This is a genomic window from Rufibacter ruber, assembly GCF_001647275.1.
GTDB classification, from domain to species: domain Bacteria; phylum Bacteroidota; class Bacteroidia; order Cytophagales; family Hymenobacteraceae; genus Nibribacter; species Nibribacter ruber_C.
The window spans coordinates 133,712-154,697 of the sequence record NZ_LRMM01000003.1 but is presented as its reverse complement, the minus strand read 5'-3'; the positions used below and the strand labels follow the sequence as shown (position 1 = coordinate 154,697).

The following is a 20,986-nucleotide window of genomic DNA, read 5'->3' as shown; positions in this document are numbered from 1 at the left end:
AGAAGGAAGGATAGATAATATTTCCCGGGTTCAGGTTACCTTAGAGCATGTTTACATTTGTCTTTTGCGCTACAAAATGGGTATCAAAAGAACCTGGCTTTGCCATTTTCCCGCACCGTAGCGGGGCGTTTGCTGTTCAAAAATCGCTTCGGCAGAATCTTTCGCTCCCCATTTTTCGCTGGTAAAACCAAAATGTAAACAGGCTCTTATTACAAATTCCATTCCCCTAACTGGTTAAACTATGCGTCTACTTTATTCTGCCCTGACTCTTAGTACACTTCTTCTGTCCCTATGCTCCTGTATTCAGATGGAGCCAGAAGAAATTTACTCCAGCTACAGCCCCGTATTGATGAGCCGGGCGCAACTTGAGAAATCAGTGTCCAGAAAAGAGCCGCAGCCCCTTTCCCGGCCCGGCAAGATTTACCGGTATAAAAACCTTCTCCTCATTAATGAGCAGTACAAAGGAGTACACGTGATCAATAACCAGGACCCAACCGCGCCCCAGAACATTGCCTTCCTTCAGGTACCTGGCACTATTGACCTGGCTGTAAAACAAGACATTCTGTACGTTGACAATGCCGTAGACCTGGTGGCAATTGACATAAGCGATCTGGACAACATACGGCTGGTGAAGCGCATAGCCAATGTTTTTCCAGAGTTGCCCCCTCCAGACCATTTTACCTCAGAATTGTTGAAAAACGGGCCTCCCAAAGATGCGGTCATTGTGAGATGGGAACTTAAAAAACAGTAAGCGCTATGAAAACGAACAGCTTCTTCTTTCTCTTTTTTGCCATAGCAGCCACTGCCCTGTTTTCCTGCACCCAGGACAGCAGTACCCTTAGTCCGTCCCCGGCGGCGGGCCAGGGCGGTTCTATGGCCCGTTTTGCTGTTTCAGGTGATGCCCTGTACACCGTAGACCAGGCCAAACTCCATGTGTATAATATTGCCGTTCCCAGCAACCCCCACAAAGAAAAGGAGGTGCAGTTGGGCGTGGGCATTGAGACCATCTTCCCCTTTGGGGACAAGCTCTTTATTGGCTCCCAGACCGGCATGTACATCTTTGACATCAGGCAACAGGCCAACCCCCTCCTGCTCTCTACCTATGAGCACGTAGTAAGTTGTGACCCGGTAGTAACAGACGGCAGGTACGCCTACCTCACCCTTAATGCAGAAAACCAGTGCCGTGGGGTCAATGAACTGCATGTGATAGACCTGCAGAACCTGAGCGCCCCTTCCCTTGTAAAAAGATATTCCATGCAAAGTCCTCAAGGGGTAGGCATTGACGGCAAGCACTTGTTTGTCTGTGACAGGGGGCTCAAGCTGTATGACGCCTCAGATGTAAACAATCTCCAGCTCAAGCAGCACCTCAACATCTCAGCCTATGACGTAATCCCCCACAATGGGCACCTGCTGGTGGTGGGGAAAGACGGCCTTTACCAATATGCCTACACCCAAGGTACGTTAGAGCAGTTGAGCAAAATAAGTGTGCAACCGTCTCTTTAAGCCATTGGAGCACCTCACATGAAAATCATCTGTTGGAGCGCCCTCCTTCTTTTTGGTCTTATCCTAACCGCGTCACCTGCTTTCTCCCAATCTGATTCTCTGCCTTCAGGTGAACTGGCCATTCTGCTCAGCCCGCAGCACCTGTTCCTGCGGGGGTATCATCTTGCGGTAGAAAGCAAACCCAAACGGCTCAAGAACCAAGGCATTCTGTTTTCGGCCAGGCTTTATAACGGCAGTACCCGCTTTGCTGACCAGTTCACGAAAAGAGAAGAAGAGCCCGAAGATTTTTCACGCGTGAAGGGACTGGGGGCAGAGCTTCAGCACCGGTTCTACCTCCCCCACCTGTTCAGGCATTCTAACGCACACCACTACCTTGCCTATGGCGTTTCTTACCACCACTTCAACATAGATTTTGAAAAGGAGGGCTGGGTACAGGATCTGGGGCCAGACGGCTTATGGTACTACCAGTACCGCTACAGCAATTTCACTGAGAAGATAAACCGGCTGGGGGCCATTGCGCTTTTTGGCACGCAGCAGCGCTATTTCTCTGACAGAATCCTCACAGACGGTTCAATAGGCATTGGGTATAACCACAGTACGGCCACCTCTACTTTTCACTACCTTCGCTTTGACCGCAATCTTCTGGATTATGGGTACAGCGGCTTCTACTTCTTCTTAGGCTTTAAGATTGGGGTCATCTTGCGGTAATCTATTCTGCACAAACCCGCACTCCTGTTTTTGGCCTGTTTTAAGGAGGGTTGGTGCAACAAATTTCTGCTACCTGTACAGGAGAAGGGTTGTGACTGATGGTAACGGTGTTAAGACACTGCTTTCTTATGAGTTGATTGCCCAAGGAACCTCAGCTACTGCACCTAAAAAATGCCCTTACGTATACTTCGGAGCAATTGACGCTAGGGAGTAATGCCTTGTCTTGCTCCTATTATGACTTTGTGTTTAGGAGAAGGGATTTAGGGCAAACTGTGGAACTATTGGATAAAGATGAATTCGATATAGATGCAGACCTTGCTTTCAGATTTTTAGGAATGAGTTAAAAGAGAAAGCCCTCCACCAGAAGGGCTTTCTCTTATTAAATTGACCATATTGATATTAGGAACTCAACTCCCCGCCTTGCTAGGTATCTCACCACTATATTCAAATCTTGCCTAAGGGTAAATTTAATACTTGCCTCAGTTCCTTCATAAGTCATGGATTCAGCTTTATTTGAATAAATCGTAATGGTTTGACCATTATCCGAAATTGCATATTGGTTATCCAGAAGACTTTGCTCATTCGTAAATACAAAAATGAACCTAAGAACTGTTTGAGAGTTTGGAGGGGTAAAAGGTAGAGTAAGTTGATTAAAGTATTTTAATGTAGTAAGATACTCACTATAAAGCATCTGTGATACATCTCCTTCTACAGATTTTGCAGTTATCATTTTTATTAAATTTAAGTTTATTTATAAAGTTATAGTTTTTAATATAAAGTTGCTAGTTTCTGTTAATCTAAACTTTTGGCTCAAATGTTTTTTGTTTTTGGGACAAATGGTTTTGATGATTTTAGTTTTCAGAAAAACAGCCCAAAAACAGCTCTGGTCATTCAGCAGCGCAAGCGTTTGAGAGGGCCGCCCATATGCTGCCCTGGGTGGTTCTTTAAGCTGAGGCGCTAGCATAGGAAGTGAAGGTGGAGGGGGCACTGTGTGCGTCACCCTTTTCGCCAGAAACCGGGAACCACAGGCGCTTGACCTGGATTCGGCAAAGCCGAAAACAATTTTCCAGCTACCCCTACACAGTCATTCCGCTGTTACTTCCTCTTCTACAGCTGGGCGTTTCTGGCCTGTTTTCAGAAAAACAGCCCGAAAACAGAAAAGCCTGGCCCCTGCGGTAAAAGTGCACGGTTTCATGCCTGCAGGTTGGACAGCGGACAGTGAAAAACCCGGTGGTTTTCTCTGCAAGAGGGTGCCTGCTCTGCTTAAAAGTTAATGAATTGTTAAAAGAATACTTTTTCCCCTGCCCGCTGTAATATTCTGTTCCTGCCCTATACTAATGCTTCAACTGAAACAATAAGGAGGACTTCTGTGGGAGCCTGATGCCGGCCTTGGCTCCCCTCTTCGCACTTTATTCTTGTCAGCTGAAAAGCACTTTATCCTGTACAAACACTCATGAAAAAATTTCTGCTCTTAACTCTGTTAAGCTGCGCCACCACCGCTCCACTTTGGGCCCAGGCCCCTACCCCAACACCCCGCCCGCAGGCAGGCCCCGCCGGAGCCGCACCTGCCGCTGTTCAGGCCCCACAGGGAGCCGGCAGAATCACCGGAACCGTAGTAGACTCCACCACCTCTAAACCCGTTGAGTTTGCCACCATTGCCCTGATCAATGCCGCCACCGGCAAAACCGTAGATGGCACCGTAACAGATGAAAAAGGCCGTTTTGCGTTGACCAAAGTAGCCAACGGCACCTATACCCTCTCTATCAGCTTTATTGGCTATGACACCAAAGAACTGAAAAAAGTGACCATCTCAGCGGCAGACCAGGAAGCCAATCTGGGCAGCGTGCGGCTGAGCTCATCGCACACCAAGCTGCAGGAGGTCACGGTAGTAGGTGAAAAACCTCTGATTGAAGACAAAGTAGACCGCCTGGTGTACAACGCCGAAAAAGACATCACCAACACCGGCGGTACCGCTGCAGACGTGATGCAGAAAGTGCCGTCTATCTCTCTGGACCAGGACGGAAACATCCAGATGCGCGGGAGCTCTAACGTGCGGGTGCTTATCAACGGCAAACCCTCTACCGTCATGGCGGGAAGTGTGGCAGATGCGTTGAAACAGATTCCGGCAGATGTGATCAAAAACGTAGAAATCATCACCAGCCCCTCTGCCAAGTATGATGCCGAAGGGACTGCCGGGATTGTGAACATCATCACCAAGAAGAACAGCCTGCAGGGTGTAACCGGGTCAGTGACCTTAACGGGAGGCACCCGCTCCAGCAACGGCAACGCCAATGTAAGCATTAAGCAGGGCAAGCTGGGCATTAACGTGAACGCGGGCACCAACATGTTCTACAGCAAAGGTGCCATGAACATTCAGCAGATCAGCCAGGCCGACATCAAAGACAACCCCTTGACCCCGGTAGAGGAAGGAGACAACCCCAATACCACGGTGGTGGAGAAAGAGAGAAGGGCTTTAAACAACACGTTGCAGCAAGGCACCAGCACCGTTGACGGCATGTTTGGCTTTGGCCAGTTAGGGTTAGAGTATGACCTGAACGAGAAGAACAGTTTAGCCGCAGGCATACGGGTGAACACGGGTACTTTCAAAATGCGCTCCCACCAGCTGGCCACGTCTACCCAGGCAGACCAGAACGAAGCCCGCACCATGTTCCTGGCCCCCCGGCAGATTGACCAGTACAACCTGTCTATGAAAAATAAGAACCAGCGCCTGAGCATGGACCTGAACCTGGACTACACGCACCTGTTCAAGAAACCGCAGCAGGAACTGACCTTACTGGCCCTTTACAGCCAAACCGACCAGGACAACAACGTGAACCAGTCACGCTACGCGATTGACGGCCCGCTGCGCTCTGTCACCATCAATGAAAACGAAGGCTTGAACAAGGAACTAACGTTCCAGGCAGACTACACCCACCCCATGCCTAAGAATACCCTGCTGGAAATTGGGGCCAAGGGAATTATGCGTGATGTATCCAGCAGCTCTCTGTACAACGGCTTAGACCTGAACGGCGATTTCAGCTATGACCAGAATGTAATGGCCTCGTATCTCTCCTACGGTTTCAACCTGAACAAAAGAACGGCCCTCAAGTTTGGCGGACGGTATGAGTACACAGATGTGGCGGGAGACTTTGCAAACCCGGCGCAGGATTTCACCACCCACTATGACAACTTCATCCCCAACGTGACCCTGGCCTATGACCTGAAGCCGAACATGAAACTGCGTACGTCTTTCACCCAACGCATTCAACGGCCCCAGTTGTTCTACCTGAACCCGTACCGCCAGCAGCAGGGCCCCAACGTGGTGGTGTTTGGTAACCCAAGGCTAGATGCTGAGTTGACAGACTCTTATGAGTTAAATTACAGCACGTTCTTTAAAACCACTTCGCTGAATGCCTCTGCCTACATGCGAATCACTGACAACGCCATTGAGACTATCTCAGAAGTACTCCGTGACACCACCTTTGTGACGTTTGACAATATTGCCAAGAACAAAACCTACGGCATGAGTTTGTCTGGTTCTACCAAACCCATTCCGGCCTGGAACGTGAACGCCAACCTGAACTTTTACTATGTTGACCTGAACGCCCCGTTTGCCTCTAACTCCGGCTGGATGTACAACATCAATGTGAGCTCTGGCTACACCTTCGGGAAAGGGGTAAGCGCCCAGTTCTCTGGCGGGTTCAACTCAGACAGAGTGCAGCTGCAGGGAATGGCCTCTTCTTTCTCCTACCACAACCTGGCCATCAGAAAAGAACTCTTTGCCAAAAAAGGGGCTTTGAGCCTAGGCATGGACAACCCGTTTAGAAGAGCCCTCAAGTTTGAGAATGAACTGGCAGGCAACAACCGTAACAACGGTCTCCCGTTCAGGACAGAGTCATTGGTGACCCAGTACAACCGCGGTTTCAGGCTTACCTTTGAGTACAGGTTTGGGAAACTGCAACAGCAGGGCCCGCCCAAACGCAGAAAGTCTATCAGAAATGATGACGCCAAGCAAGGCGACGGCGGCGGCGTGCAATAAGCGAACAAGTGATCAACAGCCAAGGCGATGGGACAGCCCCCATCGCCTTGGCTGTTTCTGTTTTCGGCCTGTTTTCTGAAAAACAGCGAAAACAGAAACAGCCATCTAAAGTAAAATTTATTGGCCGCCCCTATACAAAAGCAGGCCCACTTGCCGTTCTGAATCAAAGCCATAGCAGAGGGGCGGGATTAGGCAGATGATTGATTTAGTGGCGAACTCCAGAACCGAAGAATCAATTTTCAGCGCTGTCTACCAGAGGGTCAGGGCAGGCAAGACCTAATAAAAGACAGTTCCCCCACGTACATGAAGCAACGCGCCCCCTTTGTCTTATTCCTTTTCACGGTAGTCTTATCTTTCGCCGCAGGCATACCTGCCTCTGCGTCTTCCAGCGCAGCGGTACCGCTGCAAGGCACACCCGTTACAGGCACGGTGGTAGACCAGAAGAGCCAACAGCCTATTGCGTACGTGAGCGTTGGGGTGCTGGAAACATCAACCGGAACCGTCTCTAAAGAAGACGGCACGTTCCAGCTGACAATCCCGGCCAATGAAGTATCCAAAACCATCAGAATTTCTGCCATAGGCTATGAGGCCAAGGAAATAAAGGCAGAAACCCTCCTCTCCCGCCATACCACCATCTCGCTGGTGACCAAACCGGTACAGCTGGCTGAGGTAAACGTAAAAGCCGCCCAATGGAAAACCAGGGAGCTGGGCGGCAACGCGGGCCCGTTTACCCTGTTTCATAACGCGTTCACAATTCTCCCCAGGCCGCTGCATGAGAATCTGGGGCGGGAACTGGGCGTGTTGATCCATGCCGGAGACAAGCAGACCTTTCTGAGCAAACTCAACTTCTGCTTAACCTCTAACCAGTTTGACCAGGTCAAGTTCAGGGTAAATCTCTACGCCCTGAAAGAGGGAAAACCAGCCCATAACTTGTTGCCAGAGAACGTTTACGTAACGGTGAATGAGAAGAAACGGGGCTGGATTCAGGTTGACCTGGAACCATACAACCTCTATGTGCAGCAGGATTTCATTCTCTCCCTGGAATGGATTGACTGTTCCCCCAGAACAGAGTTCAAGGCCTTAACGCTGGCTGCGGCCATGCCAGCGTTCCAGACCATCTACCACAAAGACGCCAGCCAGGACAAATGGGAGAAAATGTCTGCCGTGGGCATTGGTCTGAACGTGGTAGTACAGCAGGAGCAATAATAAATCTTTCTGTTTTCGGGCTGTTTTCAGAAAAACAGCTCCAAAACAGAAAATAGCTTTATAGTAGGTGTTGTAAAACAGAATGAATATTATACATTTGTAGTGTACTATTAATCTAATACAGTAATCAATTAAAAGAAGTACTCCCCTTGCCAAACAGCAGATGGGTTTAGAGCTTATTACCTATTGATTTTGCAGATGAAATATGGGGAGCAAAAGGTTCTGATGAAGCAATTAGTAAACAGCATAGCCGCGCTATGTTGCGAAAGCATTACAAAGTCAGGTTCTTTTAAAGCCCGTTTGCAGCACAAAAAACTAGTTTAAACATGCTCTAAGAAATAATTATCTCCTGCGCTGCAGCTATTCTGAATATTCTCTATCTCTATACCTAATTACCAAAACCCACACTATTCCCACACATGCGTTACCGCCTTCCCCTTTTCTTGCTGTGCCTGCTGTCAGGTACCGGAACCCTCTATGCCCAATCTTCCACCCTTGTTGCGCCAGCCGTCGCCACTGCGGGAACGGCCTCTGTTAAAGGCAACGGAAAGGTAACAGGCACAGTCACTGACTCAGTGAGCAATAAGCCCGTGGAGTTTGCCACCATCTCCCTGATCAGTACCGCCACGGGCAAGCCGGTAGACGGCACCGTGACAGATGAACGCGGCAGGTTCACCCTCAACAAAGTAGACAACGGTACCTACACCCTCTCAGTATCTTTTATAGGGTATGAAACCTACACCAAACCGGCGTTCACCGTCTCTGAGAAGGAGCAGGAGGTGGAGCTGGGCCGCATTGTCTTGCGCCCCGTCAACAACAAACTGCAGGAGGTAACAGTAGTGGGCGAGAAACCCCTGGTGGAAGACAAAGTAGACCGCATGGTGTATAACGCTGAGCAGGACATCACCAACATTGGCGGCAATGCCTCAGATGTGCTGAAGAAAGTGCCTTCGCTCACCGTAGACCTGGATGGCAACGTGCAACTGCGCGGCTCCTCTAACGTGCGGGTACTCATTAACAACAAGCCCTCCAGCATCATGGCCAACAGCGTGGCAGACGCCCTGCGCCAGATTCCCTCAGACATGATCAAGAGCGTAGAGGTCATCACCAGCCCCAGCGCCAAATATGACGCCGAAGGCACGGCCGGGATCATCAACATCATCACCAAGAAGAACACCTTGTATGGCGTGAACGGCAGTGTGAGCACTTCAGTGGGCAACCGCAACGCCAACGGAAACGCCAATGTGAACGTACGCCGCGGCAAAATAGGCTTCAACGCCAACCTGGGTACGCACCAGTCTTACAACAACAAAAATGAAAGTGAACTGGAGCGTATTGTTGGGTTGACCGCAGAAGATGAGTTCTCAAGCAAGCTGGAGCAGAGCGGTGTCTCCAGGCGCAGGGGCGGCGGCATCTTTGGCCAGCTTGGCTTTGATGCTGACCTGGATTCCAGCAATTCTATCAATGCAGGGGTGAACATTTACCGGGGAGCTTTCCGGAGCCGGGGCACCCAGAACTCCCTTACTGACTACAACAACGGTCTGGAAGAGATTGCCTCTGCCTTGCGCAGCAAGAATGAAAACCTTTCCCTGGACCTGAACATGGGCTATACCCATATCTTTAAGCCCCAGCAGGAATTGGCTGTGTTAGGCCAGTGGACCAACGGCGCCATGGACATGGAGTCTTTCCAGGACAATGACATTCTGCAACAGTATGAGAACAACAGGCTGTTACGCACCTTGCGCAACACCAATGAAGGTTCTAACCGTGAAATGACGTTCTAGGTAGACTATACCCACCCCTTCAAGAACAAAACCCTTCTGGAGGCAGGTACCAAGGCCATTCTTCGGCACGCCGAAAGTGATGCCCTTTACCGCCGTTTCTTCACCACCTCCACCGCTGAGGAACTGGAGCCCAATGCCTTCACCTATGACCAGGATGTGTACGCCACCTATGCGTCTTACGGCTTTAAGCTCCTGAAGAACTACAACGTAAAAAGCGGGGCCCGCTATGAATACACAGACCTGCAGGGTAATTACATTGCCCCGTTTAGACCGGCCTTCAAAGACAACTACGGCAACTTCATCCCCAATGTGCTGGTGTCCCGCACGTTCAAGAGCCAAACCTTCAGGGTGGGGTACACGCAGCGCATTCAGCGCCCCCAGATCTGGTACCTGAACCCTTACGTGAATGAGCAGGACCCCAAGAACGTGTCTTTTGGCAACCCTGAACTGGAGCCGGAACTGACCCACTCATATGAGCTGGGGTACAGCAACTATTTCAAGACCAGCTCTATCAACGTTTCTTTGTACTGGCGCCAGACCAACAATGCCATTGAGTCTATCAGAGACATTGTAGGCGAAACCGATGCCTTACCCGTAGACGAGACAACCTGGCGGAAAGCAGGCGTGGCCTACACTACCTTTTACAACATAGGCAAAAACGCCACGTATGGCCTTAGCCTGTCAGGCAATACCAAGCCCATGCCCAAATGGAACCTGGGCGGTTCTTTCAACCTGAACTACATTAACCTCAAAAGCACCCAGCAGAACAACGAGGCGGTACAGTACAACGTGAACATTAACTCTGGCTATGACTTTGGGAAAGGGTTGGCCGCGCAGTTCTTTGGCGCCTACAGCTCCCCCAGGCCTACCGTTCAGGGTAAGTTCTCAGGCTATTACTATTCCAGCTTTAGTGTGAAGAAAGACTTCTGGGAGAAGAAAGGCAGTCTGACCCTGGGGGTGGACAACCCGTTTGCCAAAGCCATTGAGTTTAAGTCTGAGCTGAGCAACAAAGTGTTTACCCAGAACGGGCTCAACCAGAACTACAACCGCGGGGTTAGGGTGAGCTTCTCCTACCGCTTTGGGAAGATTGACATGAAACAGCAGCCACGCCGCAAGAAGTCCATCAGAAATGATGACGCCAAGGCGGGTGAGACCTCTAACTAGCCGTTACACCTTACCAGCAGAAAGGAGCACCCCAACCGCGGGGGCTCCTTTTTCCTAACCTCCTCTTGCTGTTTTCAGCCGTTGCTGCCACCACTTTTCTGAACAAAAGAAGAAGCTGTTTAGAGTTCTGAAACTGCCGGGCAAAGGCACCCAAGCAACGTACTTCACTGGTCCATGATGTCTGTTTTAGGGCTGTTTTCTGAAAAACAGCCCTAAAACAGACATCAGAAACTTTTGCAGACTTACGCTCTCTTTCAAATCTCTCAACGAGCTTCTATAGTAAAGTATTCACCTTTACCTGTCAATGTAGAGCGTGTTTACAGTTTGATTTTGCAGGCGAAAACGGGGAGCGAAAGGGTCTTTGATCGCGTTTTTTGAGCAGCGTAGCAGCCCTGTGGGGCGTGGCAACCGCCAGGTCAGGTTCTTATGAGGCCCGTTTGCAGCGCTAAAGACAAATGCACACCTGCCCTAAGATACGAACCCATTTACCGGCTATATTTTCCAAATCTGCCCAAAACTGAAAAATAAACTGTTCCCCAGGCAACCCTTTTCAGTTCTGTCACATCTTTCAGACAGTTGCACCGCAACTGCTTTTGCTGACCACCGCCCTGCCCGTCACCCCCTGAGATTTACCTCCCCTTCACAGTAAAAGGAAAGGCAATCTAATGTACCAAACGCCTAATCCTATTCCCCAAACCTAACTCATGCGTCTGTCTTTCCTTTTTCTCTTGTCTTTGTTTCTTTTTGTTTCCGCGGCGCGGGCACAGCAGTCTGGTTTTAAGGGTAAAATCACCGGCCGGGTGTTAGACTCTGCCAGCACCAAACCCGTTGAGTTTGCCACCGTTACCCTCACCAATACCAGCACCCAAAAACCGGTAGACGGCACCATCACAGACGGCAAAGGCCAGTTCAGCTTTGGCAACGTGGCCCCGGGCACTTATTCGCTGTCTATCAGTTACCTGGGTTATGCCTCTACTACCCTGCCCGCCTTTACCCTGTCTCCGGCACAACCAGAGAAAACCTTCGCCTCCATCCCGTTACAGGCCAACACCACCAAGCTGCAGGAGGTAATGGTGGTGGCCCAGAAACCCCTGATAGAAGACAAAGGCGACAAACTGGTGTATAACGCTGAGAACGACATCAGCAACCAAGGCACCACGGCCTCAGACGTACTCAAGAAAGTACCCTCGGTCACGGTAGATGCAGACGGAAACGTGCAGTTGCGCGGTAGTTCCAACTTAAAAGTCTTAATTGACGGAAAGCCCTCCAGCATCCTGGCCAACAACCTGGCCGAGGCCCTGAAGCAAATCCCCTCAGACATCATTAGGAGCGTAGAAGTGATCACCAGCCCTAGCGCCAAGTATGACGCCGAAGGCACCGCCGGGATCATCAACATCATCACCAGAAAGAACAGCCTGCAAGGCGTAAACGGAAGGGTCTCTGGCACGGCGGGCAACCGCGGCAGGTACGCCAACGGCAGCATCAACGCCCGCCGGGGTAAGTTTGGGACCAACGCAAGCCTCAACCTTTACGGCAACAACAACCGGAGCGAGTCTTTCCTTACCCGTACCCCCAGAATGTCTGAGATTTCTTACCTGCGGCAGGAGGGGACCGCACGGCAGTTGAACAACGGCCTGTACAGCCAGGTAGGCTTCACCTTTGACCCAGACACCCTGAACGCCTTTAACCTGGAGTTCAGCCTCTACAAGAACAAGTTCAACGGCACCCGTTTCCAGCGTACAGAAGACAACCAGGGCGTACAGCTCTATGACCTGACCAACCGGTGGAACGGCTCAGGCTTTGATGTGAACTTTGGGTACACGCACACCTTTAAACCGCAGCAGGAACTGTCTGTGCTGGCGCAGGTAAACCAGGGCACCTCCCATGACATCTATGACAACAGCATCCAGACCCAGGAGAACGCCTTCATCTCAAGGCAGCTGAACGACAATGACGCCCCCACCTATGAGAAGACGTTTCAGCTAGACTACACCCAGACCTACAAGAACGCTTCCCGGCTGGAGCTGGGCGCCAAGGCCATCTTGCGGGATGCCACCAGCAACGCCCGATACAACTTCTACCGGTTAGGCAAACCTGATTCGCTGGCCATCAGTAACTTTGACTTTGACCAGGACGTGTACGCCACCTACCTCACCTACGCCTTCAGCCTGAACAAGAAATACAACTTTAACCTGGGTACCCGCTACGAGTTCACCAACACCCAGGGTGTGTTCTTGAATACCGCCAAAAATGAACCGAAGCTGGTGCGCTCCTCGTTCAAGAACGACTACCAGAACTTCATCCCCAGCGTGACCGTCTCGCGTACCTTCAAAGAGATCCACACCGTGAAAGCCAGCTATACCCAGCGCATTCAGCGCCCCCAGATCTGGTACCTGAACCCGTTTATGCAGCAGGAAGACCCCAACAACGTGTACCGCGGCAATCCGGAGCTGGACGCTGAGCTTACCCATTCCTATGAGCTGGGCTACAACACGTACTTCAAAACCACTTCTATCAACGGCTCCCTGTTTTACCGCCAGACAGACAATGCCATTCAGCAGATTAACCGCGAGGCGGGGCCAAACGTGATCCTGACCACCCCAGACAACATCGCCAAAAACAAAGTGTACGGCGTGAGTGTATCAGGCTCTACCAAACCAATGCCTAAATGGAGCATTAGCCCTAACTTCAACCTCAGCTACATTGATTTGAGAGGTGAAACGCTGTCTAACTCGGGGCTGCAATACAACCTGAGCCTGAACACCAGCTATGAGTTCAACAAAGGCATTACGGCGCAATTTTACGGCAACTACAACTCCCCCACCCAAACCGCCCAGGGCGAGTATGGCCGTTACTTCTACAGCAACGTGTCAGTGAAGAAGAAGCTCCTGAAAGACAAAGCCAGCCTGAGCCTGAATGTGAGCAACCCGTTCAGCAGAACGCTCGAGTTCACCTCCACCATAGACACCAACACCTTCCTGCAGGAATCTCGCAACGCCAATCTGGCGCGCCGTATTGGCCTCACGTTCAACTACAGCTTCGGGAAAATGGACTCTTCCCAACGCCAGAAGAAGTCTATCCAGAATGATGATGCCGTGGGCGGCGGAAAATAAGCCCTGCGCTCCTTTCCCTGCAGATGCGTTTTGGGGCTGTTTTCAGAAAAACAGCAACGCATTTTGCTTTGTTCGCCATAATCCTGATATTAAGCCCGTTGAGAGTTGCTCCTGCCCCGGCCATGCAAGGCGCAGGCCCGTGCTAGCAAACCCTGGGGCTCCCGTTTTACGGCTACTTTTCTGAAAACAGCCCCAAAACAGAAACTGACTCAGCGCAGACGCTTGCGCCAGAGCCTAAGAGAAAACCCAATCAGCTCATTTAATCCAGCATGAAAAGATATTCCGCCTTCCTCGCCCTCAGCCTTTTCACCTTTACGGTGGGTTTGGCGCAGAAAAAACCGCAGCGGGTCATCACCACAGACATTGACAACTTCTGGGTAGCCTATGACAGCATGCGCACCACCCAGGACAGCCTCAAGCAGCTGCGCTACCTGCAGACGCTCTACCTGGACAAAGGCACTCCCGGTCTCAAAGCTTTAATGGAGGTAAGGGACTACCAGCCCGCAGAATGGGTACACGCTGTCAGGCAGTACCCCAAATTCTGGAACTCCCTTAGGCCCCGCACCCAACTGGCCAAATCTGGCGCCCAGGGGCTGGAGCCGCACCTGAAGAAACTCCAGCAGCTCTACCCGCCGCTCAGCCCGGCCAGCATTTACTTTGCCATAGGGGTTTTCAGAACCAGCGGCACCACCAAAGACAACATGGTCCTGATTGGGGCCGAACTTGTTACCGGCAACTCTCAGGTAGACCTATCAGAGCTGCCCCAGAACCTGCAGACGTTCCTGTCGCGCTACTACCAGAGTGATCCCTTTAAAAATATTATTCCGCTAAACGTACATGAATACGTGCACACCCAGCAGAAAGGCCTGGGCAGCAACCTGTTGGGCCGCGCCCTTATGGAAGGGGCCTGTGACTTCATAGCCGAACTGATCACGGGCAAGCAGATGCCGCTCCCCTACATGGCGTACGGCACCGCCCATGAGGCCGAAGTGAAAGAGCGCTTCCAGGTTGACATGTTTGCCCCCTCCCTGGGCCATTGGTTCTACAACCAGCAGGCGCCCACCCCAGACCTGGGCTACTTTATGGGGTACGCCATCTGCAAAGCCTACTACCAGCAGGCCCAAAACAAGAAACAGGCCATCAAAGAGATCATTGAACTGGAGTATGACAGCGAACCGGCCGTAGAGGCGTTTCTGGTGCAATCAAAGTACTACTCAACGCCGCTGAACAAATCCCGGCTGCTGCAGGCCTATGACGCCAAACGCCCCGTCATTACCCGCATTGTACCCATCACCGGCCCAGACAGCCTCATAGATGCCTCTGTCACTGAACTACGGGTAGAGTTTTCGGCCGAAATGGCGCGTTACACCGCCACTGATTACGGCCAAGGCGGCAAAGAGCAGTTTCCGGTGACGGCCCAGCCGGGCTATACCCCAGACAAGCGCGCTTACGTGTACAAGGTGGCGCTGCAACCCGGCCGTGCGTACAGCTTCAAGATGAACGGCGGCGGTTTCCAGACCACAGACGGGTATCCCCTCAAATCTTATGAAATCCGGTTCAGGACGAAGAAGTAAAGAAGCCAAACAACCGCTCCTTGCCTAAAAGCGGTGAAGGCGGCAGAGATACCATTTAATCACTGGCGCAGAAGCCTGTTGGAACCGTTGAGCGCTTCTGGGCGAGGGTTGTTTCCTAAAAAAGGAACTCAGAAAAAGTGGTCACAGACAAATAACTGCGCCATAAAAATAAAACCCTGTTTTCGGCCTGTTTTTCTAAAAACAGGGTTTATCCTTCCAGGGCAGGTGTTTCCTCTGGGGGCAGAGAATTCCGCTCCTCCTCCAGCCTGAACAGCGCCTTCTGCACCTCATAACACGCCAATAAATACAACGTAAACGGCTGCGCCGATTTCAGCACCTCCAGCAGGCCCACTATCTCCGGAATGTACACCCGCGCAAAGCTGAAGTCATGGGCAATAATGTCGCGGGTGTTGTCAATGATGTCGGCCAGTTTAATGGTCTGGGCGCGGCCCGAGGTGGTGGCCGTGCGCTGGCGTTCCATTTCTTTGCGGCGCTTGCGGTTGTAGCCGGGGGCCTGTTGTTTGGTGAACTGATCAGTGAGGTCTAGTACCATCTGCAGCACCTCGGCTGGCTTCACGATGGAGCCCTGGCAGGTTTCCTCCAGAAACGCCTTCAGTTCTTCTTGGGTCACGGGCGTGTCTTCCAGCACGTCATGCAGCAGCGCGGCCATGACCATGCCGGTGGTGCCGCCGTAGGCCATCACGGTCTGCGCCACCCGCTCCAGGTGCTTCACGTACGGCTCCTGGTGGTACTTGCGCCGCTGTTCGCCGTGTGCGGTTACGGCAAACTGCCACGCCTTTCGCTCCAGTTCATTAAACGCCAACGGGCATTCCAGTTCTTCCATGGGGTTTTGTACGGGCAAGCGTTGAGGCAGGTACTTCCTTTAAGTAGATGAAGTGCGTTTTTAGCTTGATTTTCCAAAAACAGGCTGAAAACGAAGGGCAAATAGTTAGCAGCTTAAAGCCGTTGACCCCACCCCTACCCCTCCCAAGAGGGGAATTTTATCTTATAGAAAGGAAAAGGCCAAGGAAATGGCAATTACTTTCTTCTATGGCGCGGAAGTTACTTCCGTGACTTCCTAAGCTGTATCCGAAAGTCACGGAAGTAACTTCCGCGCCATAGTGGGGAATTTAGCCACTAGAACTTCTGTTTTCGGCTTCTTTTTAAGAAAACAGGCCGAAAACAGAAAAGCTTCTACTAAAGACTTCCCTTTGTCTTGCTACATGATACGTGCTACCTGATTCAATCCCGCACATTACCCGCCAATCTCCCCCAACTCCTGCCGATAGCCGCCGCTCAAGATTGGGAACCGGAGCCAGCTGCGCGGGTCCACGTTGTAATCGTCCAGGTGGAAGGCCGGGGCGTAGCGCTCGCGTTTCCATTGGTTGCGGCTCCAGAGGCTGAAGAACCGCTGCACGTACAGCTTCAGGTCGTTGTCTGCGTAGTCGCCGCCTTTGAGCTTCTCAAACACCTGCTGCGGCGAGAGCCGGTCATAGAACGCCAGGCGCTCCATCTGGTTCAGCAGCGGGTACGGCATCAAATCTTTCTCGTCGGTTTGGGCGCGCTCCAGCGGCCGAAGCTCGGCGCTGGGTTGCAGGTTGTTCACGTACTGCAAGCCCTCATAGCCCAGCTCCAGCTGCGCCCACACCAGCCACTGCCTGATGAACGCCTTGTCAACACCCGCAATGGGCGAAATGCTGCCGGCGGTGTCACCGTCCATGGTGGCGTAGCCCACGCTGGCCTCTGAGCGGTTAGACGTAGCCAATAGCAAGGAATTGTTGAGGTTGGCCAGCATCCAGATGCCGGGGGCGCGCACGCGGGCCTGAATGTTCTGCAGCGTGACATCGTCGTGTTCCCAGGTGAGGTTTCGGCCAATGGCCGATTCAATTTTACCGCGGTAACCCGTCACCTCCTCGTCAATGGTCCAGTTGTAGAACACCGCGCCAATGGATTTGGCCAATTCTTCCGCAGAGCGGAACGTGTCATCTGAGGAGTTCACCGTGCCCTGGTACGCCGTGATGAGAAGCTTGCCCACCAGGGCGTTTCTGAGCTGTTTTCCTGAAAACTGGCTAAAAACAGGAAGTTCCTCTGGCGTAAGGCAATTGGTCTTGCGCACAAACTCCTCCAGCCCCAGCTCCTCCACGGCCCGCGTCACCATCTCGGCCACCAGCACGGCGCAGAGCGAAGAATCGGCCCCGCCGCTCAGAGAAAGCACAAACCCGCGGCTACGGCTCTTGCGCATATAATCAAACAGAGCCAAGGTCACCGCCGATACAAATTCCCGGTTCTCGTCTACCGGCGGCAGCACGGGCACATCAACCAGCGGCAGCGGGTTGAGAATATCTACCTCGGCGCACTCCATGTCTACGTCTTTGAACGAGAGCAGCACGTTGCGGTGAATGAGGTTGCCGTTCTGGGCAATGATGATCTCGCCGTCATAAATCATCTTGCCTGCCTCATTGCCCAGCAAATTAGTGTACAGGTACGTGCAGGCGAACTCACGGGAGGCGTCTACCACCAGGTGGTAGCGCACATCAGTCTTGCTCATGGCAAAGTGGCTGGCGCTGGGGTTGATGATGAGCTGTACGCCTTTCTCCTTGTGCCGGTACGCCGGGCGGTCTTTGTTCCGCCACGCGTCTTCACAAATTTCAAACGCGAACGTCACACCCAGGTGCTCATAGATAATGTCACCAATGGCGTACGTCTGGCCCAACATCTCAAACTCCTGCACGGTGTTGGGTACCCAGGAGCTGAACCACCGCGGTTCATAGTGCACCCCGTCATTGGCCAGGAACTGTTTAGCGGTAAACCCCAAAATCTTCTGGTTGCTAATCACGCAGGCCGTGTTGTAGGTGATGCCGTTGAGGCGAACAGGCAGTCCCACGCACACCACAATATCTACGCACCACTCCTTGATTTCCAGCAACCGCTCAAAACATTCTACAGACACCCAGTCATGCAGGAAAAGGTCTTCGCAGCCGTAACCGGGAATGCTCATCTCAGGCAGGCAGAGAATGTCTACCTGCTGCTCACGGGCCTGTTCAATGGCGATTTTGATGTTTCTAAGGTTGTTCTCCCAGTCAAGGGGGGTTTGGTTGATGGCGGCACCGGCAAGTTTCATAGTTTCTGTAGTTGTGGCTTTTCTAACGCAAGAAATACCCTGCAAGTTAGAAATACGGCTCCGCCGATGGAGGGGCGTTACACGGGGAACCGTTGCAAAACTAAGAAGTTGGCGCGCAGAAGCAAGTGAAATGATGTAACAGGATTGCCTGGTAAGACCATTAAAGGTATCACCCTCTTGTCATCCTGGAAGGATCTTGTGTGCAAACTAGAAAAGCAGTTGCCGTACGCCCACAAGATCCTTGCAGGATGACAAAAAGAGAGAAATCAAGTTTTGCTACAGCAAACTGAGAGCCTTACGGAAGCTTTCTAAGGTTGCTACTGTTTTTTAAAAAGTGAAAGGAAAATCTGTTTTAGCCCTGTTTTCAGAAAAAGAGGCCGGAAACAGAAATCAGGAAGGGAGGAGGCCGTTGGCTTGCAGGGCCGCAATGCTTTTCTCAGCGGCGGCTTGCTCAGCTTTCTTCTTGGAGAGGCCGCTGCCAGAGGCAATGATGTCATTGTCTACCACCACGGCGGCGGTAAACTCAGTGGTGCTGCCAGACTGCTTTTGGCCCACAATCTCAAACCGTATGCTGCGGTTCTGGCCTTGCGCCCACTCAATGAGTTTGCTCTTGAAGTTGCTGGTGGTGGTGGTGAGCTGGTGCAGGTCAAAGTGCGGCTTCACCAGTTTTTTCAGGATGAACCTTTTGGTGTTTTCGTAGCCTTTGTCCAGATAGACAGCGCCCACCAGGGCCTCTAAGGCGTTGCCGTTGATAAACTTATGGCGGGTCACGCCAGAGAAGCTGTCAACTTTGATCAGGGCAGTCAACCCCACCTTTACCGCCAGGCTGTTCAAAGACTCACGGTTCACCATGCGGGACCGGATCTCCGTCAGAAAGCCTTCGTCTTTGTAAGGGTATTTTTTAAAGAGGTATTCGGCAATCACTGAGCCTAAGATGGCATCGCCTAAAAACTCCAGCCGTTCATTCGTCTCCTGATTCCCTTTGAGGTTCTGCCGCACAAAAGAGGTGTGGGTGAACGCCAGCTGGTACAAGTGCAGGTTGTCTGGCACCATGCCCGTGATTTGGGAAACGGCGCTGACAAAAGCCTTGTCTTTATAAAAGAATCTGTGAAACGCGCGTAAAACCGGTCTGATTGGCGACACTTCTACTCAACGAACTTTTTGAAAATCACCGAGGTGTTGTGGCCGCCAAACCCGAAGGTATTGCTCATGGCATAGTTCACCTCCCGCTCCTGCGCCTTGTTAAAGGTGAAGTTGAGGTTAGGGTTGAACTGCTCATCATCTGTAAGGTGGTTGATGGTGGGCGGTACAATGCCGTTCTGGATGGCCAGGATAGACGCCACCGCCTCAATGGCACCGGCAGCCCCTAAGAGGTGCCCGGTCATAGATTTGGTAGAACTGATGTTCAGTTTGTAGGCGTGGTCCCCAAACACCTGCTCAATGGCTTTGGCCTCCCCTACGTCTCCAAGTGGAGTAGAAGTACCGTGCACGTTAATGTAATCAATGGCCTCTGGCTGCACGCGGGCATCTTTCAGCACATTCAGCATTACATTGCGGGCACCCAACCCTTCTGGGTGCGGGGCGGTGATGTGGTACGCGTCTGCAGACATGCCGCCGCCAATCAGCTCAGCATAGATCTTAGCGCCGCGGGCTTTGGCGTGCTCATACTCTTCCAGTACAATGGCCGCGGCTCCTTCGCCTAACACAAAACCGTCACGGTCTTTGTCAAACGGGCGTGATGCGGTCTCTGGGGAGTCATTACGCTCAGAAAGGGCTTTCAGGGCATTGAAACCACCTACCCCGGCTTCAGTAACCGCTGCTTCAGACCCGCCGCTCAACACAATGTCTGCCATACCCAACCTAATATAGTTGAAGGAGTCAATCAAGGCGTTGGTGGCAGAGGCACAGGCAGATACGGTCACAAAGTTGGGACCTCTAAAGCCGTACTTGATAGAGATATGACCGGCGCTGATGTCGGCGATCATTTTAGGGATGAAGAAAGGGTTGAAGCGTGGGGTGCCATCGCCGTTGGCGAAGTTCACACACTCCTCCTGAAACGTACGCAGACCGCCAATGCCAGACCCCCAGATAACCCCAATGCGGTCTTTGCTCAGGGATTCATCCATCAGGTTGGCGTCTTTCACGGCCTCATCTGCCACTACCATGGCAAATTGCGTAAAGAGGTCCATTTTACGGGCCTCTTTACGATCAAAATACTGCTCAGGATCATATCCTTTTACTTCGCAGGCAAATTGGGTTTTGAACTTAGAGGCGTCAAAGCGGGTGATGGGCGCGGCGCCGCTCACTCCGTTGATTAGACCATCCCAATATTCAGAAACTGTTTTCCCAAGCGGGGTTAGCGCCCCAAGGCCTGTTACTACAACTCTCTTAAGCTCCATACGCTGCTAGTAGAGGAAAAGAACCTGTATTAATAAGGTAAAATTAGATCAATAGAAAAAAGGGGAAAGATTACTTCGCGTGCTCTTCCAGGTAGCTGATCGCTTGGCCTACCGTTGCAATGTTCTCTGCTTGGTCATCTGGAATAGACACATTGAATTCTTTCTCAAATTCCATGATCAATTCTACGGTATCAAGAGAGTCGGCACCCAGGTCGTTTGTAAAGCTAGCCTCAGGCGTTACCTCAGATTCTTCAACGCCCAATTTATCAATGATAATAGCTCTTACTTTTTCTGCGATTTCTGACATTTTTTTATAAGTTTTTTAAAACACAGTGCAAAGAAATAGATTTGGCAACACAATGTCAAACAAATTCC

General features: G+C 51.6%; 15 protein-coding genes and 1 pseudogene. 9 read left to right on the top strand and 7 right to left on the bottom strand.

Going from position 1 to position 20,986, the window contains the following annotated elements; translation table 11 throughout:
* Nucleotides 1-69 precede the first annotated feature (69 nt).
* Nucleotides 70-222, bottom strand: coding sequence for a hypothetical protein (locus tag A8O25_RS23165; protein WP_161947681.1), 153 nt, complete (start codon nucleotides 220-222; stop codon nucleotides 70-72).
* Between the two features lie 85 nt (nucleotides 223-307).
* Between A8O25_RS23165 and A8O25_RS02355 the strand changes: the two genes are divergently transcribed.
* From A8O25_RS02355 to A8O25_RS02345, 3 genes are read left to right on the top strand one after another with little or no spacing between them, the layout of a single operon-like run.
* Nucleotides 308-751, top strand: a complete 444-nt coding sequence (locus A8O25_RS02355; protein ID WP_066830273.1) for an LVIVD repeat-containing protein — start codon at nucleotides 308-310, stop codon at nucleotides 749-751.
* Between the two features lie 5 nt (nucleotides 752-756).
* Entirely contained in the window at nucleotides 757-1,503 is a 747-nt protein-coding gene (locus A8O25_RS02350; RefSeq protein WP_066830270.1) for an LVIVD repeat-containing protein, read from the top strand.
* 18 nt (nucleotides 1,504-1,521) lie between these two features.
* The gene (locus A8O25_RS02345) at nucleotides 1,522-2,211 is read left to right on the top strand and encodes a hypothetical protein (RefSeq protein ID WP_066830267.1); all 690 of its coding nucleotides are present in this window, start codon (nucleotides 1,522-1,524) and stop codon (nucleotides 2,209-2,211) included.
* A gap of 379 nt (nucleotides 2,212-2,590) precedes the next feature.
* Here the strand turns inward: A8O25_RS02345 and A8O25_RS02340 are convergent, their stop codons facing one another.
* Nucleotides 2,591-2,941, bottom strand: a complete 351-nt coding sequence (locus A8O25_RS02340) for a hypothetical protein (RefSeq protein ID WP_153042551.1) — start codon at nucleotides 2,939-2,941, stop codon at nucleotides 2,591-2,593.
* Nucleotides 2,942-3,664: 723 nt separating this feature from the next.
* On the opposite strand from A8O25_RS02340, the gene A8O25_RS02335 reads away from it, so the two are divergent.
* The 6 genes and pseudogenes from A8O25_RS02335 (at nucleotide 3,665) to A8O25_RS02315 (ending at nucleotide 15,091) form a co-directional block, all read left to right on the top strand.
* Nucleotides 3,665-6,250: a TonB-dependent receptor gene (locus A8O25_RS02335; RefSeq protein ID WP_066830261.1), complete on the top strand. Its 2,586-nt coding sequence runs from the start codon at nucleotides 3,665-3,667 to the stop codon at nucleotides 6,248-6,250.
* Between the two features lie 303 nt (nucleotides 6,251-6,553).
* Nucleotides 6,554-7,456, top strand: coding sequence for a carboxypeptidase-like regulatory domain-containing protein (locus A8O25_RS02330; RefSeq protein WP_066830258.1), 903 nt, complete (start codon nucleotides 6,554-6,556; stop codon nucleotides 7,454-7,456).
* A 419-nt stretch (nucleotides 7,457-7,875) separates the two neighbouring features.
* Nucleotides 7,876-9,240 (top strand): TonB-dependent receptor, encoded by a 1,365-nt coding sequence (locus tag A8O25_RS22595; protein ID WP_082893390.1) that lies wholly within the window; start codon nucleotides 7,876-7,878, stop codon nucleotides 9,238-9,240.
* 12 nt (nucleotides 9,241-9,252) lie between these two features.
* A pseudogene (locus A8O25_RS22590) lies at nucleotides 9,253-10,404 on the top strand (outer membrane beta-barrel family protein); the annotation flags it as partial.
* Nucleotides 10,405-11,108: 704 nt separating this feature from the next.
* Nucleotides 11,109-13,517, top strand: a complete 2,409-nt coding sequence (locus A8O25_RS02320; RefSeq protein ID WP_066830256.1) for a TonB-dependent receptor domain-containing protein — start codon at nucleotides 11,109-11,111, stop codon at nucleotides 13,515-13,517.
* A 269-nt stretch (nucleotides 13,518-13,786) separates the two neighbouring features.
* On the top strand, nucleotides 13,787-15,091 hold the full coding sequence (locus tag A8O25_RS02315; RefSeq protein WP_066830254.1) for a DUF2268 domain-containing putative Zn-dependent protease: 1,305 nt from the start codon (nucleotides 13,787-13,789) through the stop codon (nucleotides 15,089-15,091).
* A gap of 208 nt (nucleotides 15,092-15,299) precedes the next feature.
* On the opposite strand, the gene A8O25_RS02310 is transcribed toward A8O25_RS02315, so the two are convergent.
* From A8O25_RS02310 to A8O25_RS02290, 5 genes are all read right to left on the bottom strand, one after another.
* Nucleotides 15,300-15,935: an HD domain-containing protein gene (locus A8O25_RS02310; protein WP_082893388.1), complete on the bottom strand. Its 636-nt coding sequence runs from the start codon at nucleotides 15,933-15,935 to the stop codon at nucleotides 15,300-15,302.
* A 411-nt stretch (nucleotides 15,936-16,346) separates the two neighbouring features.
* Nucleotides 16,347-18,212, bottom strand: a complete 1,866-nt coding sequence (nadE, locus tag A8O25_RS02305) for an NAD(+) synthase (protein WP_066830252.1) — start codon at nucleotides 18,210-18,212, stop codon at nucleotides 16,347-16,349.
* 390 nt (nucleotides 18,213-18,602) lie between these two features.
* Nucleotides 18,603-19,355: a ribonuclease III gene (gene rnc / locus A8O25_RS02300; protein WP_066830243.1), complete on the bottom strand. Its 753-nt coding sequence runs from the start codon at nucleotides 19,353-19,355 to the stop codon at nucleotides 18,603-18,605.
* 2 nt (nucleotides 19,356-19,357) lie between these two features.
* Nucleotides 19,358-20,611 (bottom strand): beta-ketoacyl-ACP synthase II, encoded by a 1,254-nt coding sequence (gene fabF / locus A8O25_RS02295; RefSeq protein ID WP_066830241.1) that lies wholly within the window; start codon nucleotides 20,609-20,611, stop codon nucleotides 19,358-19,360.
* Between the two features lie 70 nt (nucleotides 20,612-20,681).
* Nucleotides 20,682-20,918 carry an acyl carrier protein gene (locus A8O25_RS02290; protein ID WP_048919546.1) on the bottom strand — a complete coding sequence of 79 codons (237 nt, stop codon included), beginning with the start codon at nucleotides 20,916-20,918 and terminating at the stop codon, nucleotides 20,682-20,684.
* Nucleotides 20,919-20,986: the final 68 nt, after the last annotated feature.

What these genes read in the sequence shown, in the direction of transcription:
- A8O25_RS23165 (WP_161947681.1), bottom strand. Translation starts at nt 222, where the DNA reads ATGGAATTTGTAATAAGAGCCTGTTTACATTTTGGTTTTACCAGCGAA.
- A8O25_RS02355 (WP_066830273.1), top strand. Translation starts at nt 308, where the DNA reads ATGGAGCCAGAAGAAATTTACTCCAGCTACAGCCCCGTATTGATGAGC.
- A8O25_RS02350 (WP_066830270.1), top strand. Translation starts at nt 757, where the DNA reads ATGAAAACGAACAGCTTCTTCTTTCTCTTTTTTGCCATAGCAGCCACT.
- A8O25_RS02345 (WP_066830267.1), top strand. Translation starts at nt 1,522, where the DNA reads ATGAAAATCATCTGTTGGAGCGCCCTCCTTCTTTTTGGTCTTATCCTA.
- A8O25_RS02340 (WP_153042551.1), bottom strand. Translation starts at nt 2,941, where the DNA reads ATGATAACTGCAAAATCTGTAGAAGGAGATGTATCACAGATGCTTTAT.
- A8O25_RS02335 (WP_066830261.1), top strand. Translation starts at nt 3,665, where the DNA reads ATGAAAAAATTTCTGCTCTTAACTCTGTTAAGCTGCGCCACCACCGCT.
- A8O25_RS02330 (WP_066830258.1), top strand. Translation starts at nt 6,554, where the DNA reads ATGAAGCAACGCGCCCCCTTTGTCTTATTCCTTTTCACGGTAGTCTTA.
- A8O25_RS22595 (WP_082893390.1), top strand. Translation starts at nt 7,876, where the DNA reads ATGCGTTACCGCCTTCCCCTTTTCTTGCTGTGCCTGCTGTCAGGTACC.
- A8O25_RS02320 (WP_066830256.1), top strand. Translation starts at nt 11,109, where the DNA reads ATGCGTCTGTCTTTCCTTTTTCTCTTGTCTTTGTTTCTTTTTGTTTCC.
- A8O25_RS02315 (WP_066830254.1), top strand. Translation starts at nt 13,787, where the DNA reads ATGAAAAGATATTCCGCCTTCCTCGCCCTCAGCCTTTTCACCTTTACG.
- A8O25_RS02310 (WP_082893388.1), bottom strand. Translation starts at nt 15,935, where the DNA reads ATGGAAGAACTGGAATGCCCGTTGGCGTTTAATGAACTGGAGCGAAAG.
- nadE (WP_066830252.1), bottom strand. Translation starts at nt 18,212, where the DNA reads ATGAAACTTGCCGGTGCCGCCATCAACCAAACCCCCCTTGACTGGGAG.
- fabF (WP_066830241.1), bottom strand. Translation starts at nt 20,611, where the DNA reads ATGGAGCTTAAGAGAGTTGTAGTAACAGGCCTTGGGGCGCTAACCCCG.
- A8O25_RS02290 (WP_048919546.1), bottom strand. Translation starts at nt 20,918, where the DNA reads ATGTCAGAAATCGCAGAAAAAGTAAGAGCTATTATCATTGATAAATTG.